Below are 15,852 nucleotides of genomic sequence, written 5' to 3'. Positions count from 1 at the left end.
TGGCATAACTAGCCGAGGTAACTTTGTTTTTTCTCAAACTCCTGTCGATTTTCAAAAATTGGTTGAAACACTCGATCCATACTGGTTAGTTCAAACAGAATTCTAATCTGTTCATTAATCGAACAAATTACCAATTTACTATCTGCCGCTCGAACAGTTTTCAGGGCCAGTACCAGAGCCCCCAGACCAGAGCTATCCATAAATGTGACATCCTGAAAATCAATCAAGATGGTTTTAGCTCCCTTTTCAACTAACCTAGAAATATCCTGACGGAATTGGCTAGCTTTAGTAGCGTCTAAAATACCTTGGGGCTGTAGGATTTGAACATCAGAACTCATATTCTTTTGAGATTGAAGCATAAAAATGACTCGCCATATTCCGCTAGTATAGCCTGTGAATGCGCCCTCAAGCCAAATGGCTACCCAAACGACAATTATACAGAGAGGCTTACAGCCCAATTAAGGCTCTCAGAGACAGAATCTCAAATCTCCTATATCAGACACAACAGGTAACCCGGTTGATTTCCCTAGCTTTCCTGAGTCCTCAAATGATCATCGGTTGGGACTTTTACCTCGGCGCGACAGAGAAGACGATCGCCCTTTCGGTAACCAGCAGAGGTTACAGTTACCCTATCCCCCGGCTGTGCAGTTCCCTCGACTAACTGGTGTAGATGCGGATTGTAGGGAACCTCAGAGGCGATCGGTGCAATTATCTCCACTCCCCATTGTTGCACAAGTCGCTCCACTGGTTTCACCAGAGGCAATATATTTTTGGCGGGAATTTGGGGATTTTCCTGAACTTTTTGGGTAACTTTAGGCCACTGTAACAACCAAGATTCTAAAATATCTAAACTAGCTTGTTGAAATTCCCGACCCACAGACTCCCGCAATTGTTCCATCTCAGCCTGTAGCCGTTCATATTCCTGACGAAAAGCCGAATTAAACCCCTCAGAGGCCAAGCTACTGTCATCAGGGGCGAAAATTCTCAACAGTTCCATCAGAGAAATTCCCAGCCCCTCGGCAATTTTCATTAAAACATCCACCCGGGTCTGTAACACCAAACCCTGACATAACCTAAAGAACTGTCTCTCCTCGACCCCTGAATATCGGCTTAACTCTCGTACACTGGAAAACCCCGCCCGCCGCATCAGTCTTTGTAACTGCGGGGTATAGTCAGATGATGATGGCGACCCGTTCATAGCCAGACAACCTTGCTTCTAAATGTAGCCTAGCCCAGATGGTGCTTATCAGTCTAGTGGCTGCGTAATGGTTGATTACTGTCACCCTGTAGGTGTGCTTCCAGGAACCACAGGCGCATATCAGCAGTGCGGGAAATTTCTGTATATAGGTCTGCTGTGTCTGCATCACCCAGATTATCAGTTTTGTCGATCGCCTCTCGCAGGGACTTAGCATATACACCAAAGCGATCGGCTAAAGCCACAATATGATCCGTGCCATTATCAATATCTAGGGGATATTCTGGTAAAATCGATTCAGACGCTGCCCTACGAGCCGTTCCCATAGCATAACCTCCCAGGGCCGTAACTCGTTCAGCAATCATATCCACATATCCCTCTAATTCTCCTGCTAATTCATCAAACAACAGATGTAGAGAGTAGAAGTTCAGCCCCTTAACGTTCCAATGAGCCTGCTTAACCTGGGTTTTCAGGTCCAGAGTCGTTGCTAAACTTTGATTTAGGATCGTGATCACTTGAGATCGGGTGTCTTCGGGTAAATCTATACGGCTTGAGTACAACCTGGTTTTTGTTTGCGTGCTAGTCATAAATTATTAATTACTCCAAATTTTCTGATAGTGCGGTTATCTTTGAGAAATTCCGCCACTAAACTAATTATACCGCTTCTCGGCTTAATTAACTCCCTCTGAGGCTAGATTGTTTGGCTAAACTCTCCCAAAGTTTTGATGGGTGCGTACTTCTACCAGTCTCAGCCCATTGACAATCTCGGTAGTGAAAATGCTACGATAAAAATTTGCTACACTTTTGCTAAAGTATGGCATAATGAATAAGCTCTGAGTTAAACTAAAAATATTTTTAACGAATCCGAGCCAGCAGTCCGGCTCTGTTGCCCTTTGGTAAGAGTCAGGAGCAAAGCTAGGTCAGAGTCCTGGTCTTAACTTAAAGACTAAGGCGCAGACAAGCAGGCAACATGGATACATACTTAGAGATGGCAGTTGAGTAAAATCACTCAGCCAACTAAGAAAAAACTCAATAGGAGTCCCTAGTTATAGCGTCAGCTTAACGGGGTCTGATATTAAGAGTAAGGGCTACTAGGCATGAACCAAGGGTATTGATACCATTGTGTGACAACTGCTGAAAATTGCCCGTAATTAAATAGGGTGAGTAGTCAACCAGGTTATAACCAGAGGCCACCGATTGAGGTAAAATGCACCTAACTAGAGTCCAAATTAACAAATGATGGTCACTAGAATAGAGCATATCCACCCCCCTCGGAAACCCCAAACCGCTGCCCTCTGTTCAATGTAAACACAATTAAGGGGAGAAATTCTAGGAAACGACTCGCATGATCAATCAGACACTAACAAGTAGAGATGTGGGCTTTACCCACGAAGATTTTGCCGCCCTGTTGGATAAGTATGATTATCACTTCAGCCCCGGAGATGTGGTGCCGGGCACAGTTTTCAGTTTAGAACCCCGGGGCGCTCTGATTGATATTGGTGCTAAGACGGCAGCATACATTCCGCTACAGGAAATGTCGATCAACCGGGTGGAGAGCCCGGAAGAAGTATTGCAGTCCAATGAGACCAGGGAATTTTTTATTCTCACGGATGAAAATGAGGATGGACAACTTACATTGTCAATCCGCCGCATAGAATACATGAGGGCTTGGGAGCGAGTTCGCCAACTGCAAGCAGAAGATGCTACGGTTCGTTCTCAGGTTTTTGCCACTAACCGAGGTGGGGCTCTAGTCCGCATTGAGGGATTGCGTGGTTTTATTCCTGGTTCCCATATCAGCACCCGGAAACCTAAAGAAGAATTGGTAGCCGAAGAACTGCCACTGAAATTTTTAGAAGTTGATGAAGACCGCAACCGTTTGGTTCTCAGTCACCGTCGCGCTTTAGTTGAGCGTAAGATGAACCGCCTAGAAGTAGGTGAAGTGGTCATCGGTACGGTGCGAGGAATTAAACCTTACGGTGCATTCATTGATATCGGTGGTGTCAGCGGTTTGCTGCACATCTCAGAAATATCTCATGATCATATTGATACCCCCCACAGTGTCTTCAATGTTAATGACGAAGTTAAAGTCATGATTATTGATCTTGATGCTGATCGGGGTCGGATTTCACTGTCTACTAAGCAGTTAGAACCGGAACCGGGGGCGATGGTGAAAAATCCTGAGATGGTTTATGAGAAAGCTGAGGAAATGGCTGCGAAGTTCCGGGAAAAAATGCAGGCTGAACAGCAAGGCATCCCGGTAGTTGAAACAGCACCAGAGACAGCATCAGAGACAGCATCAGAGACAGCATCAGAGACGGCATCAGAGACAGCGGAAACAGAAGAGTCTACTGCTGAGATTCCATCTGCTACTGATGTGGATACGGAAGCCGAATTGTCTGTTCCGACTGAAGAGCAACCGATTTCAGAATCAGAATCAGAATCAGAATCAGAAGCGATCGCACAACCGGTAGCGGAAACTGAAGCTGTAGAAGATTCGGTAGAAGATTCGGTAGAAGAGATTCCCATAGCAACCGAATCCTAATTGTTGAATGCTGATGGAAAAAAGAGGGATAGCCCTCTTTTTTTTGATATTTGGTAGGGTAGGGGGTGGTTAGAAGCCTATGTTAGCAGAAAAATATGAGGTCTGAACCTTGCCCAGTATTCGAGTTAATAACATTACCTTCGATCGCATAGAGGCTATCATTTTCGATAAAGATGGGACTCTGGAAGACTCCCAGGAATTCTTACGGAAATTGGGACAGGTGCGATCGCGTTTAGTTGATGCCCAAATTCCGGGGATTGGCGAGCCTCTGCTGATGGCTTTTGGTATAGAAAACGATACCCTAGACCCCACAGGCTTAATGGCAACAGGAACACGCCAAGAAAATGAAATTGCCACGGCCGCTTATATCGCAGAAACCGGACGGGGATGGATCGAGTCGAAAAACATTGCTCAGAAAGCCTTTATAGAAGCCGATAACAGCTTTAAAAACCATCCACCATCACCACTATTTGTAGGCAGCCTAGAGGTGCTTAAATCGCTATATGAGGGGGGTATTAAATTAGGGATTCTGTCGGCGGCTACGACGGAACAGGTGCAAGCATTTGTGACCCGCCATAAGTTGGAGCGATATATAGAACTACAGAAGGGGGCTAGTGAAAATTTAGCGAAACCGAACCCGGCGCTATTTGTTCAGAGTTGCCAAGAACTGGGGGTAGAACCAGGTAAAACGTTAATGGTGGGAGACTCTGCTGGGGATATGCAAATGGCGAAAGAAGCCGGAGCGGCAGGTGCGATCGGTATTTGTTGGCAACCATGGAGCCATGATTTACAGATGGCTGATGTGGTAATTTCGACACTTGATGCGATCGCAATTATTACCGGGGGAGTCTCCAATTAGTTTCTATCTCCAGCAGATTCTTGAGAAACAGTCCGTAGGAAACCCATTAAATGGTCAAACTTTCATGATCCGTTGTAGGGAGTTTGGTATATTGGACGGGATTACTACGGGGTAGTGAACGGCTAACAATCAATGATCCAACAGGAGGAAAGCCTTGTCTAATCGTCAATATCTGTTTACCTCTGAGTCAGTGACAGAGGGTCATCCTGATAAAATCTGCGACCAAATTTCTGATACCATTTTGGATGCTCTCCTGGCTCAAGACCCTAAAAGTAGGGTGGCGGCGGAAGTAGTTGTCAACACAGGCTTAGTTCTGATTACTGGGGAGATTACTACTAAAGCCCAAGTTAATTATATCGGACTAGCCCGTCAAAAGATTGCCGAAATTGGCTATATCCACGCGGAAAATGGCTTTTCAGCAGATAGCTGTTCAGTATTAGTTGCCCTTGATGAACAGTCGCCAGATATTGCTCAAGGTGTTGACCAAGCCCAGGAAAATCGGGAAAAACTGAGTGAAGCGGCTTTGGACTCTATCGGTGCTGGTGATCAGGGGTTGATGTTCGGTTTTGCGTGTAATGAGACCCCGGAACTGATGCCTATGCCGATCAGTTTAGCTCACCGGATGGCTAGACAATTGACGGCTGTTCGTAAAAATGGTACTTTGCCTTACTTGCGACCTGATGGCAAAACTCAAGTTACTATTGCTTACGAAAACGATCGCCCGGTCAGAATAGACACGATTTTGATCTCAACCCAACATACAGCAACTATTGGCGATATTACTGACCCCCAAGCGGTCCAAGATCGCATCAAAGAAGATTTGTTAGCTGAGGTGATCACTCCAGCTTGGGAAGGGATTGATATTAAACCTGACGAAAATACTCGCTTGTTAGTTAACCCTACTGGTAAATTCGTGGTTGGTGGACCTCAAGGGGATTCTGGTTTAACGGGTCGTAAGATTATTATTGATACCTATGGCGGTTATTCGAGACATGGGGGCGGCGCTTTTTCTGGGAAAGACCCCACGAAAGTAGACCGCAGCGCTGCTTATGCTTGCCGCTATATTGCTAAAAATATTGTGGCTGCTGGTTTTGCGGATAAGTGCGAGGTTCAGGTAAGTTATGCGATCGGGGTGGCTCGTCCTGTTAGTCTATTTATTGAGACTTTTGGCACGGGTAAGGTGGATGAGCAACAACTGCTGAAAGTGGTGCAAGAAAACTTTGAGTTGCGTCCGGCTGGTATGATTCAAGAGTTTAACCTGCGGGATTTACCAGGCCTGCGGGGAGGTCGTTTCTTCCAAGATGTGGCAGCCTATGGTCACATGGGACGGACGGATCTCGATCTACCTTGGGAAAAAACTGATAAGGTGGAATTACTCAAGCGGGAATTGCTTCAGACTCTTACGGTCTGATACCTGGGTTTTGATAACCTTCTGTAACTACCGCTTCTCGCCTCCGGTGATTATCGGTGGGGCGGGAAGCGGGATAATGGATAATTGCTGGTGGCTCAGGTATTTAATGAATTTCCCGCCAGGGCAGGGACAATATCTGTGTTGTCTGTACTATCCCCTTTGTCTCAAGTTGAAGGATGATTCTATGCAAACTGTTGAAAAACCAGTATCACAACCTGTTGATTCACCGCTAACGATCGCTGGTAGGTCATTTACATCGCGTTTGATGACGGGAACTGGCAAATATCGCAGTTTAGAAGAAATGCAGGAAAGTATTGTTTCTAGTGGCTGTGAGATAGTTACGGTGGCGGTTAGACGGGTGCAAACTCAGGCTCCGGGACATGAGGGGCTGGCGGAGGCGATCGACTGGTCGAAAATTTGGATGTTACCTAATACTGCTGGCTGTCAAACGGCGGAAGATGCGGTGCGGGTGGCGCGTCTGGGTCGGGAAATGGCTAAGTTATTGGGTCAGGAAGACAATAATTTTGTGAAGTTAGAGGTGATTCCTGATTCTAAATATTTACTACCTGACCCCATAGGAACTCTGAAGGCGGCGGAACAATTGGTAAAAGAAGGGTTTGCGGTTTTGCCTTATATTAATGCTGATCCTCTGTTGGCTAAACATTTGGAAGAGGCGGGTTGTGCGACGGTGATGCCTTTGGGATCTCCTATCGGATCTGGTCAGGGGATTAGAAATGCAGCCAATATTCAGATTATTATTGATAATGCTAAGGTGCCGGTGGTGGTAGATGCGGGTATTGGTACGCCCAGTGAGGCGGCTATGGCTATGGAAATGGGGGCTGATGCTTTGCTGATTAATTCGGCGATCGCTTTGGCGAGTAAACCATCTATGATGGCGAATGCTATGGGAATGGCGGCGAAAGCGGGACGTATGGCTTATTTGGCGGGACGTATTCCGGTTAAGGATTATGCGATCGCTTCTTCCCCTCTCACGGGTACAATCACAGGAGCGAACTTTTGAGAATGCTAAAATTTTCTAAAGTTTCTGGGGGTGTCGCCAAATTTTGTTAAGATTGGTGGCAGGAATAAGATCAGGACTATATACGAATGCCTTATACAACCGAAGAGGATGGACTCGTCAATAACTTTGCTGTAGAACCAAAAGTTTATACGGCGGAACCTCCCAATAAAACTCAGAAGCGTAACTACATAGTTTGGGGGGCGCTGGCTGCGGTTTTTGTGGCTGGTGTGTTAGCTATTGCGGTAGCTGCGTCTTAGAATCGGTGGAGAAATTCCTGTAGTGATGATGCTGGCTTGAATGAGATAATATCAGGCCAGTATCAATGTTATTTTTTCTGCATGGAATGACCGCAACTAATACAACCTTCTCTAGTAGTTACGCCACAAATAAGCAGCTTTATACTCAGTTGAAGCAGGCTTTAAGATTAGGTTTGGGACAACAGGTTTTTGTGGCAGTATGTGATCACCTGAGTCTGTTGCATCAAATGGCGAGTAGTTTGGAAACGGAACTAGGTTCTGAGGATCTTCTGAGTACAGATGGAGCAGATACTATAGACCGGGTAGGGGCTGGTGATAGGTCTGGCGAGGAAGAGATCACAACCCGAAAGCAGGTTAGTTCTAAGTTGGTGACGCTGCATTTGGAATTAACTGACCCCAACCCTATTGCTCAAATGTGCCGCTGGAAAAGTGAAAATCCTGGCTCTCCCCTAGCTTTCCAGATTTTAGGGGTTGAAAAGTTAACTAGACAACCTGCTGGTATTCAATGGTCTTTTTTGAACTATTTGCGGGAAGCTGAATCTAAGTTAATCGAATTTGAGTTAAGTGTGCTGCTGTGGGTATCATCGCCTTGGCTGTGCTGTATTCAGCAGTCAGCGCCGGAATTTTGGCGCTTGCATAGGGGTATATTTAAATTTGTGGGGGACCCTAGTCCGGTGTATGATCAGGCTTTATCAGGGCAGCATTCGCCGGGTATACATAAATCAGAATCAGAGAGAGAGAGGGTGAGCTCGTCTGTAGAGCAGCCGAAGGGTCAAAGGGTCGCTCAAACTGAGCCAATAGATGGTTCACCGTCGGGGCTGGTATATTCACAGGAATATCTACAGAGCTGTTTAAAACGGGCTTATATATATCGCGATCGCATATCTAAGGGTAATGGTACTGTGCCACTACTAAATGAGGCTATAGAAGCCTATAACGAGGTGGTAGAGCAATTGGATGAGTGGGAAATGCTGTTAGAGTCAAATAGTGCTTTACCGAAGGGTTTAGATGCGGTTAATATCTACAACGATCTTGGTACTTTCCACTGGATGCTATTTCAGCAGACGCGAAAATCTCTACATCAGGGTGGCCAGGCGTTGGCGAATCTGGAGATGAGTATTATCTGTTATCAAACCGGGTTAATGAAAGTTAAGCCGAACTCCGACGGCTATATTTATGTTAGAGTGCTAAAGAACCTGGGTGCTGCTTATACAGATTTAGGGACAATTCGGGATCCAGTTGAGAATTTGCAACAGTCGATTACTGTTTATGAAGAAGCTATCAACTATCTGAAATTGGTTAAGGACCAGGGCCGTCTATGTGATTCTCAAGGGCTAGATTATCGAGCTATCCAAAATAATTTGGGAACAGCTTATTGGACACGCGCCCAACATATTGAACCAGTGGTTAATTTAAAAGCGGCGATCGCCGCTTATGGGGAGGCTTTGCGGGGCTATTCGGAGAATAAGGAGCCTCAGCACTATGCTATGATTCAGGCTAACCTGGGGACAGCTTACTGGAATCTAGCACAGCATCAGCCTTCAAAAAGGTGGCTGCAAAAGGCGATTTATAGCTACCGAAAAGCATTAAAATATCGCACGTCCAAAGCGGATCCGGTTGCTTGTGCAACTACTGAAAATAACCTGGGGACAGCCTGTTGGCATTTAGCCATGTATCAGGAGGAACCAGAAGAGCGCAGTAAATCATTGAATGAGGCGATCGCAGCTTATGAAAAAACCTTAACCCTAGCCCAACAACTGAGTCCCACGCAGTTGACATTCGATACCTTGGCAACTCACAATAACTTAGGACTTGCTTATTATCGTTTGGCAACAGATCAAGCGCTCTGTCCTCGCTGTGAACAAAGGGTTTCTCACCTAGAGAAAGCACTGCACCATCACCTGATGGCAGGTTCCTATGAGGCGATTCCTGAAGAAGGAAGTGCCACCGCTCTAGAGTCGGAACGTCATCGTTTGGCGTTCAATCATCTAGTCCGAACCCTACGCGCTTTGTACCAGGAATCGGGCCCATTAGGTCAAAACCAAGCCCTATCTAAGATTCCCGGTCATCTGCTCCCGGAAATATGGCGTTACTTATCTTGAAATCCATAAAAAAATCAAGACAGACGCTATCCTGGCAAGGCTAGGCTTGTATTTTTGCCCCATGCTCACGCTCTTCTTGTGGTTATGGCCTCTCAAAAGATTCTTGTGGTTGATGACGACCCGGCAATCCGCAATTTAATTTCTCGGTATCTGACTCAACAAAACTATGAGGTTGAGTCGGCAAAAGATGGTGAGACGGCGCTGCAATTGTTTGACGAATTTAATCCCGATCTGGTGATTCTGGACGTTAACCTGCCTGATACCACTGGTTTTGCCCTGTGCCAGGAAATGCAGAGCCGGACGCGGGTATTTGTTTTGCTTCTCACCAGTTTGACTGGGGAGGCTGATAAGATTAAGGGTTTTGATCTGGGGGCTGATGACTATATTACTAAGCCCTTTGGTTTGGCAGAACTAGGGGCGAGAGTGCGGGCGATTTTGAAGCGACAGCGTTCTGTAGAAGAGACGGAAATGCGGAGCTTGACCTATGGGGATCTGGTGATTGACCCGGTACGCCGCGAGGTCTATATTCGCGATCGCCAAATCTCCCTCAGTGCCCTGGAGTTTGACCTACTTTACTGTTTAGCGAAAAAGCCTGGTAGGGCTTGGCGACGCTCAGAACTGCTACAGGAGGTTTGGGATTATGAATATGAGGGCGAACAGCGGGTAGTTGATGTTCATATTGGTCAAATTCGCAAAAAGATTGAGCCGGACACAGATAAACCTGTGTTGATTAAAACGATTCGCGGGGTGGGGTATATGTTCGATCGCCGTGGTAGTGAAGAACCTAGGCCTTAAACTCACGAATTTTAGGGGGTTAAGGGGTTGACAGGCAGGGGGAAGCCGGGGTAAAATATTGACATATTTTATATAATCGGAATCTTTACACAAATAATAATTTTGGCAATATTACCATTATCTAAAATAATACCAGAAGCGCAACCCAAAAGCAAGCAACCTCCCCCAGAAAAAATTTTTCGCAACAATTCTTAACATTTCGTTACAAAAGTTAACATAAACTGAAGGGAGGGCCAAGACTCCCTAGTGGTGATTAGTTGGCTGTTGGATGAAGGTGGGACTGAATTTGCGATGCCCATTGCTGGCCGCGCCTCACACAGTCACCGACGGAAACCCCATCAATATAGTTGCTACACAGATAAAGTCCGGGAAGCGATCGCAATCCAGCATTGATGGAATTTAGGCGATCTTGATGACCGAGAGTATATTGTGGGATAGCGCGCCGCCAGAGATGGACAGCCAAGACTTTGGGGGGGACATCTTCAGCCAGCAGAATTTGGCGTAGGTCTTGATGAACGGCGGCGACAATTTGATCATCATCCATTTCGCCAATTTCAGGGTCTGTAGCACCCCCAATATAATTGCTGAGGACTTGCCAAGATTCTGGGGCGCGACCGGGGAATAAACTGGAGGTCCAAATAGTGCCGAGGGTACGGATTCCTTGATGGCGGGGAATTAAATTACCAAAGCCTTTGAGTTGTTGTTTTAAGGCTGATTTAGGATAGGCGAGTACGACACAAGCGACGGGGGGATAAGGAATTTGGCTTAATGCGGAAGCGATTTGAGAGTGTAGGGGTTGCAAGAGGCGAGCGCTAACATGGGCGGGGGTCATTAAAGCGAGGGTTCGGGTTTCTACTTGCTGGGGGCCGTCTGGGGTGGAAAATTCAGCAATATAGGTTTGATGAGGGGTGGGATAAAAACGGTCGAGGGTCCAATTTAACTTAACTCGATCGCCTAATTTACTGGCCAAGGTTTCGGGCAGAGTTTCCAGGCCATAACGAAAGGACCCTAATTCACCGGGGCGAGTTTTGGGAATATTGGGGTCGGGGGTGGTGTCTTTGGTGGTTTTTTTATTAAGGCGCGATCGCACAAATCCAGGTAGTAGCGCACCCCCTGCGTCTTCGGCGGCTACTAATCGACTAAAAGCGGAACGGACTGCTAATTGTTGAGGGTCGCCAGCATAAACCCCAGAAACGAAGGGCTGGACGAGACGTTCTAGGACTTCTGAACCGAGATGTCGATGGAAAAACTGGGTAATAGTTTCTTCTCCTCGCTGTTGAGAGAGGTGAGCGCCTACTGGGGGTGGCACAAATCCTATGGCTCCCAAGGCGGCGCGGAGTTTACCTCTGGGGCTGATTAGTTGGGAGGAGAGTAGGGCGGGGGGGGTCATGGGTACTGGATGTAACTTATGGTTCCAGTAGACATAACGGGGTAGTTTGCGATCGGCAAAAATCAATTCTTGTTTAAGCCCCAAATCTACGGCTAGTCCGAGTAATTCAGGGGTGGGGGCAAAACTGTTAGGGCCTTCTTCCCATAAAAAATCAGATGCGCGTCCGGTCGTAATATTTCCCCCGACTCGGTTCTGGCTTTCTGTGACCAAAACTTTTAGGGGTGAGCGGGGGTTTTTTTCACGGTTCAGGCTATGGGCTAAACTTAGCCCGCTAATACCAGCACCAACTATAAGGCTATCAACTAGGTTTGTCATTGTGGAAATTACAAAGCAGATAGTGGTGATTGTACTGTTGATTGCCCTCTAGTGCAAGATTTAACGTTATTAAACCTGTTGATAACTTAACATCTGTGATCATAGTATGGCATGACGAAGAATTGTGACGGTAGTTGGGGAAAAACTAATTGTTAAAGAATTTCAATAATTAGGGGGTTATTATCTTTCTTCTGCTTTGAAAAGAGTTGGGAAGGTGCGTCACATCAGAACAGTTATCGTGGCTATGGAAATTAGGAGGATGTGACGCACCCTACTGGGGCTATTCTCAGGGCTGGCTTATGTATTGGACTGAAACAGAGTTTCTAGGTACACTCTGGCGGCTACTCTACAGCTATCGAGGGCTTCTGGTGTGTTGTTGCCATTTTGTAACAAAAACAGGGACAGGGCGGCGGAAAACACGCGATCGTGGTCCCAGTCGGGGTGAGTGTCCAGGTAGCCCTGAAGGGACTCGTGGAGTGTTTCGGGAATTTCGGTCAGAATACTAACACTTGTGTTCATATAAACCTCACAGAAGTTGGGATGGAGCCATTTTTTATGTGGCTAGGCTAAGGGACTGAGCAATTTGATGCTTGAAGGGAAAATAGTATCTTATTTATTGTGTGCTATGGGGGGGGAGGGTTGTCAATGTTGCTAAATGTTACAACCTCGGTCTGGGTGATGGGGACTTGACGACAGAATGAGGGTTTGCAGCCATTTTTTTTTACATAACTTTACAATAATCTGGGTAGTTAAGGCTGTCGATACTAGGCTTGCCAAAATCCCCAATTAAACGGCAGACTATCATTATAGGAGTGGTTGGCTGTGGAAAAATCTGATAAATCTGTGGAAAAACTCGGCTTACCCTGTGGAAAGTTTGTGGAATCTCTGGGGAAAATTTGGTGAAAAGATAAGAATGTTGAAGGGACAAAATTGGGGCGATCTGTGGACAATGGATAATGAAAGTCAAAATATTGCCAAGAGGGATTCTCAAATACTAAAAGGCTGACAGGGAAAACCAGGGGTGATTAGATTAACTTTGGGAAGGCTAGTGAAATAAACTTGAGGGATATCTGCTTCTGGGTAGTCCCCAAAATTCTGAAAGTATGCTTGGCGACAATACTGATTAATTTAGAACGCATAAATACATTTTAATCCAGTTGGTTATAGCCCGATTATAAATCCTCCAATACCAGGGAAGATATCGGCATAAGTCAAACCTTTGACAACTCCCCAGCCTAAAGCGATAAGTTGAAAACATTTGACTTACCAAAATTTCCCAAGTTCAAGGCGATCGCTGGTAAAAATCAAAAAATATGATACCATGGAGGATAAACATTTGTATTATCAAAACTTTAGGCTTTGATTCAAGCAGAAACCCTAGAATTACTGGAATGGCATCGGCTGTGTAAACATCTGGCAACCTTTACGGCAACTAAATTGGGTGCTTTCGCAGCCCGTCAGTTGGCTATTCCAGAGACGAAAGAAGAAACCGATCGCCTTTTAGCACAAACTAAAGAGGCTTATCAACTGCAACTCAAGCTGGTTCAGGGTTTGTCTCTTGATGGTATTCAGGATATTGGGGCTTCTCTGGAAAGGGCCGATCGCCAAGGTATTTTATTTGGTGAGGAGTTATTAGCGATCGCCACTACCTTAGCGGGGGCTAGACAACTGCGCCGGGTAATTGATGACCAGGAAGATGTACCGGTATTAACTAGCTTAGTGGAAGAACTACGCACCTATCCGGAATTAGAGCAGGAAATTCATCGGTGTATTGATGAACGGGGAGAGGTAACCGATCGCGCCAGTGTGAAAATGGGGGAAATTCGCGCCCGGCTGCAATCAACCCGCGATCGCATTTATCAAATTCTACAAGGCATCCTGCAACGGAAAGCGCAAGCGGTTCAACAACAAATCGTCACCCAGCGAGAGGGTAGGTTTGTGATTCCGGTGAAAGCTCCCCAAAAAGATGCCATTCCGGGTATCGTCCATGATGCTTCGACTACGGGGGCGACAGTCTATGTGGAACCGCACCCTATTGTAGCACTAAACAACGAACTGCGACAAATTCAGCGGGCGGAACAAACGGAAGCGGAAGCGATCCGCCGGAGTCTGACTGAACAGGTGGCGGCGGTAGTCCCGGATCTCGAAAAACTTTTAGCGATCGTGACAACTATCGATCTAGCCCTGGCTAAAGCCCGTTATAGCTACTGGCTAAAAGCGAACCCGCCCAGGTTTATTGACCCTGGGGATACCTCAGAAACAATCAACCTGCGACAACTGCGCCATCCTCTCCTAATATGGCAACAAGAGTATGAACAGGGACCGGAGGTGGTTCCGATTGATATCACGATTAACCCTCAGATCCGGGTGGTAGCTATTACCGGACCGAATACGGGGGGTAAAACTGTGACGCTAAAAACTATTGGTTTGGCGGCGATCATGGCTAAGGTGGGGCTATTTATTCCGGCGCGGGAACCTGTGGAAATGCCTTGGTTTGGACAGGTGTTAGCAGACATTGGGGATGAACAGTCTATTGAGCAGAGTTTGTCTACGTTCTCTGGTCATATTCGCCGGATTACTCGAATTCTACAGGCTATTGGGGAACCGATGAGGGTAACGGAGGCGGGGGAGTACGATCGCATCTGTCAATCTCTCGTATTGTTAGATGAAATAGGGGCGGGGACTGACCCGACGGAGGGGACGGCTTTGGCGATCGCCCTATTGCAAACCTTCGCGGACCGCACCCGTCTTACGGTGGCGACTACCCACTTTGGCGACCTGAAAGCGTTAAAATACAAAGATACTCGGTTTGAAAATGCTTCGGTGGAGTTTAATGATGCCTCCCTACAACCTACCTATCGCCTATTGTGGGGGATTCCTGGGCGTTCTAATGCTCTGAAAATTGCGGAACGGTTGGGGCTAGATCATGACATAGTAAAACTGGCGGGGTCCTATGTTGGCGGCGGTGATGAGGATGTTAACCAGGTGATCGCGGGGTTGGAAGCACAGCGACGACAGCAGGAAACTAAGGCGATCGCTGCTAGTCAACTACTGAAAGAGACTGAACGCCTACACGGAGAATTGGCGGAAAGGGCTATATCTCTCCAGGAAAGGGAAAGACAGCTTAAACAAGCCCAGGAAAAGGAGATTAAGGAGACTTTACTACAGGCTAAGGGGGAAATAGCTAAGGTGATCCGTCGCCTTCAGCAGGGGAAACCTACGGCGGCTGACGCACAAAAGGCTACGGCTACGTTAGATGCGATCGCGGAGAATTATCTACCATCTCGGCAGGCTACACCAGCACCATTACCTAATTTTATGCCGAAAGTAGGCGATCGGATTCGTATTCCCCGCATTGGTCAAACAGCAGAGATACTCAGCGGACCTGATGACAATAATCAACTAACAGTCCGATTTGGGATTATGAAAATGACTGTAGGATTAGGGGAAATTGAGTCCTTAGATGGTCAAAAGGTAGAACTTCCCAAAACTTCAGCAACTCCCAAGGCTGACAAGACTCATTCACCAGTTACCAATAAACCGGAACCCTCAAAACTGCCTAATGTTCGCACGGATAAAAATACCCTCGATTTGAGAGGGAAAAGGGTATCCGAGGCGGAAACAGAAATCGATCGCACTTTGGGGCAAATTCTCGACTTTGGCGCGCTGTGGATTATTCACGGTAAGGGAACCGGACAACTGCGGCGAGGGGTTCACGAGTTACTCAAAGAACATCCCCAAGTTGAACGGTTTGAACTGGCATCAAATCCAGATGGTGGGGCGGGAGTTACTATTGCTTATTTGAAGTAAAAAAACCGAGTTTATCATCAACCCGCCCCACCGCCGATAATTAATAATTGTAGGGGCGGGTTCTGCTGTCAATTACAAATTCCCCACGAGGATATGAATAAACCCGCCCCACCGCCGATAATTAATAATTGTAGGGGCGGGTTCTGCTGTCAATT

The 15,852-nt window shown here is 46.6% G+C and carries 14 protein-coding genes; 8 read left to right on the top strand and 6 right to left on the bottom strand.

Translation table 11 applies throughout. The features are described 5' to 3' along the window. Nucleotides 1-8: 8 nt before the first annotated feature. The 3 genes from P5674_RS04990 to dps form a co-directional block, all read right to left on the bottom strand. Nucleotides 9-359 (bottom strand): STAS domain-containing protein, encoded by a 351-nt coding sequence (locus P5674_RS04990; protein ID WP_006616799.1) that lies wholly within the window; start codon nucleotides 357-359, stop codon nucleotides 9-11. Nucleotides 360-526: 167 nt separating this feature from the next. Beyond that, entirely contained in the window at nucleotides 527-1,198 is a 672-nt protein-coding gene (locus tag P5674_RS04985; protein WP_014277526.1) for a helix-turn-helix domain-containing protein, read from the bottom strand. Nucleotides 1,199-1,251: 53 nt separating this feature from the next. After that, nucleotides 1,252-1,782: a DNA starvation/stationary phase protection protein Dps gene (dps, locus tag P5674_RS04980; RefSeq protein ID WP_006616801.1), complete on the bottom strand. Its 531-nt coding sequence runs from the start codon at nucleotides 1,780-1,782 to the stop codon at nucleotides 1,252-1,254. Between the two features lie 758 nt (nucleotides 1,783-2,540). Here dps and P5674_RS04975 point away from each other — a divergent pair. From P5674_RS04975 to P5674_RS04945, 7 genes are all read left to right on the top strand, one after another. Then, the gene (locus P5674_RS04975; RefSeq protein ID WP_014277527.1) at nucleotides 2,541-3,737 is read left to right on the top strand and encodes a 30S ribosomal protein S1; all 1,197 of its coding nucleotides are present in this window, start codon (nucleotides 2,541-2,543) and stop codon (nucleotides 3,735-3,737) included. Nucleotides 3,738-3,846: 109 nt separating this feature from the next. Further along, complete coding sequence (locus P5674_RS04970) at nucleotides 3,847-4,596, top strand: HAD family hydrolase (protein WP_014277528.1); 750 nt, start codon at nucleotides 3,847-3,849, stop codon at nucleotides 4,594-4,596. A 154-nt stretch (nucleotides 4,597-4,750) separates the two neighbouring features. After that, entirely contained in the window at nucleotides 4,751-6,007 is a 1,257-nt protein-coding gene (gene metK, locus P5674_RS04965) for a methionine adenosyltransferase (RefSeq protein WP_006617824.1), read from the top strand. Between the two features lie 184 nt (nucleotides 6,008-6,191). Further along, the gene (locus P5674_RS04960; protein ID WP_006617825.1) at nucleotides 6,192-7,028 is read left to right on the top strand and encodes a thiazole synthase; all 837 of its coding nucleotides are present in this window, start codon (nucleotides 6,192-6,194) and stop codon (nucleotides 7,026-7,028) included. An 86-nt stretch (nucleotides 7,029-7,114) separates the two neighbouring features. Further along, nucleotides 7,115-7,285 carry a photosystem II assembly protein Psb34 gene (psb34, locus tag P5674_RS04955; RefSeq protein ID WP_006617826.1) on the top strand — a complete coding sequence of 57 codons (171 nt, stop codon included), beginning with the start codon at nucleotides 7,115-7,117 and terminating at the stop codon, nucleotides 7,283-7,285. 65 nt (nucleotides 7,286-7,350) lie between these two features. Next, nucleotides 7,351-9,387 (top strand): tetratricopeptide repeat protein, encoded by a 2,037-nt coding sequence (locus P5674_RS04950; protein ID WP_014277529.1) that lies wholly within the window; start codon nucleotides 7,351-7,353, stop codon nucleotides 9,385-9,387. Nucleotides 9,388-9,471: 84 nt separating this feature from the next. Further along, nucleotides 9,472-10,182 (top strand): response regulator transcription factor, encoded by a 711-nt coding sequence (locus tag P5674_RS04945; RefSeq protein ID WP_014277530.1) that lies wholly within the window; start codon nucleotides 9,472-9,474, stop codon nucleotides 10,180-10,182. Nucleotides 10,183-10,435: 253 nt separating this feature from the next. Here P5674_RS04945 and hemG read toward each other — a convergent pair whose 3' ends face one another. The 3 genes from hemG to P5674_RS26550 form a co-directional block, all read right to left on the bottom strand. Then, entirely contained in the window at nucleotides 10,436-11,887 is a 1,452-nt protein-coding gene (hemG, locus tag P5674_RS04940) for a protoporphyrinogen oxidase (RefSeq protein WP_014277531.1), read from the bottom strand. Between the two features lie 297 nt (nucleotides 11,888-12,184). Then, the gene (locus P5674_RS04935) at nucleotides 12,185-12,406 is read right to left on the bottom strand and encodes a DUF2811 domain-containing protein (RefSeq protein WP_006617830.1); all 222 of its coding nucleotides are present in this window, start codon (nucleotides 12,404-12,406) and stop codon (nucleotides 12,185-12,187) included. A 468-nt stretch (nucleotides 12,407-12,874) separates the two neighbouring features. Further along, nucleotides 12,875-12,955: a hypothetical protein gene (locus P5674_RS26550; RefSeq protein WP_350308516.1), complete on the bottom strand. Its 81-nt coding sequence runs from the start codon at nucleotides 12,953-12,955 to the stop codon at nucleotides 12,875-12,877. Nucleotides 12,956-13,246: 291 nt separating this feature from the next. On the opposite strand from P5674_RS26550, the gene P5674_RS04930 reads away from it, so the two are divergent. Continuing rightward, nucleotides 13,247-15,697 carry an endonuclease MutS2 gene (locus P5674_RS04930; protein ID WP_006617831.1) on the top strand — a complete coding sequence of 817 codons (2,451 nt, stop codon included), beginning with the start codon at nucleotides 13,247-13,249 and terminating at the stop codon, nucleotides 15,695-15,697. Nucleotides 15,698-15,852 lie beyond the last annotated feature (155 nt).

The sequence above is a fragment of the Limnospira sp. PMC 289.06 genome, assembly GCF_032350395.1.
GTDB classification, from domain to species: domain Bacteria; phylum Cyanobacteriota; class Cyanobacteriia; order Cyanobacteriales; family Microcoleaceae; genus Limnospira; species Limnospira platensis.
This window is presented reverse-complemented; position numbering and strand designations above follow the sequence as displayed.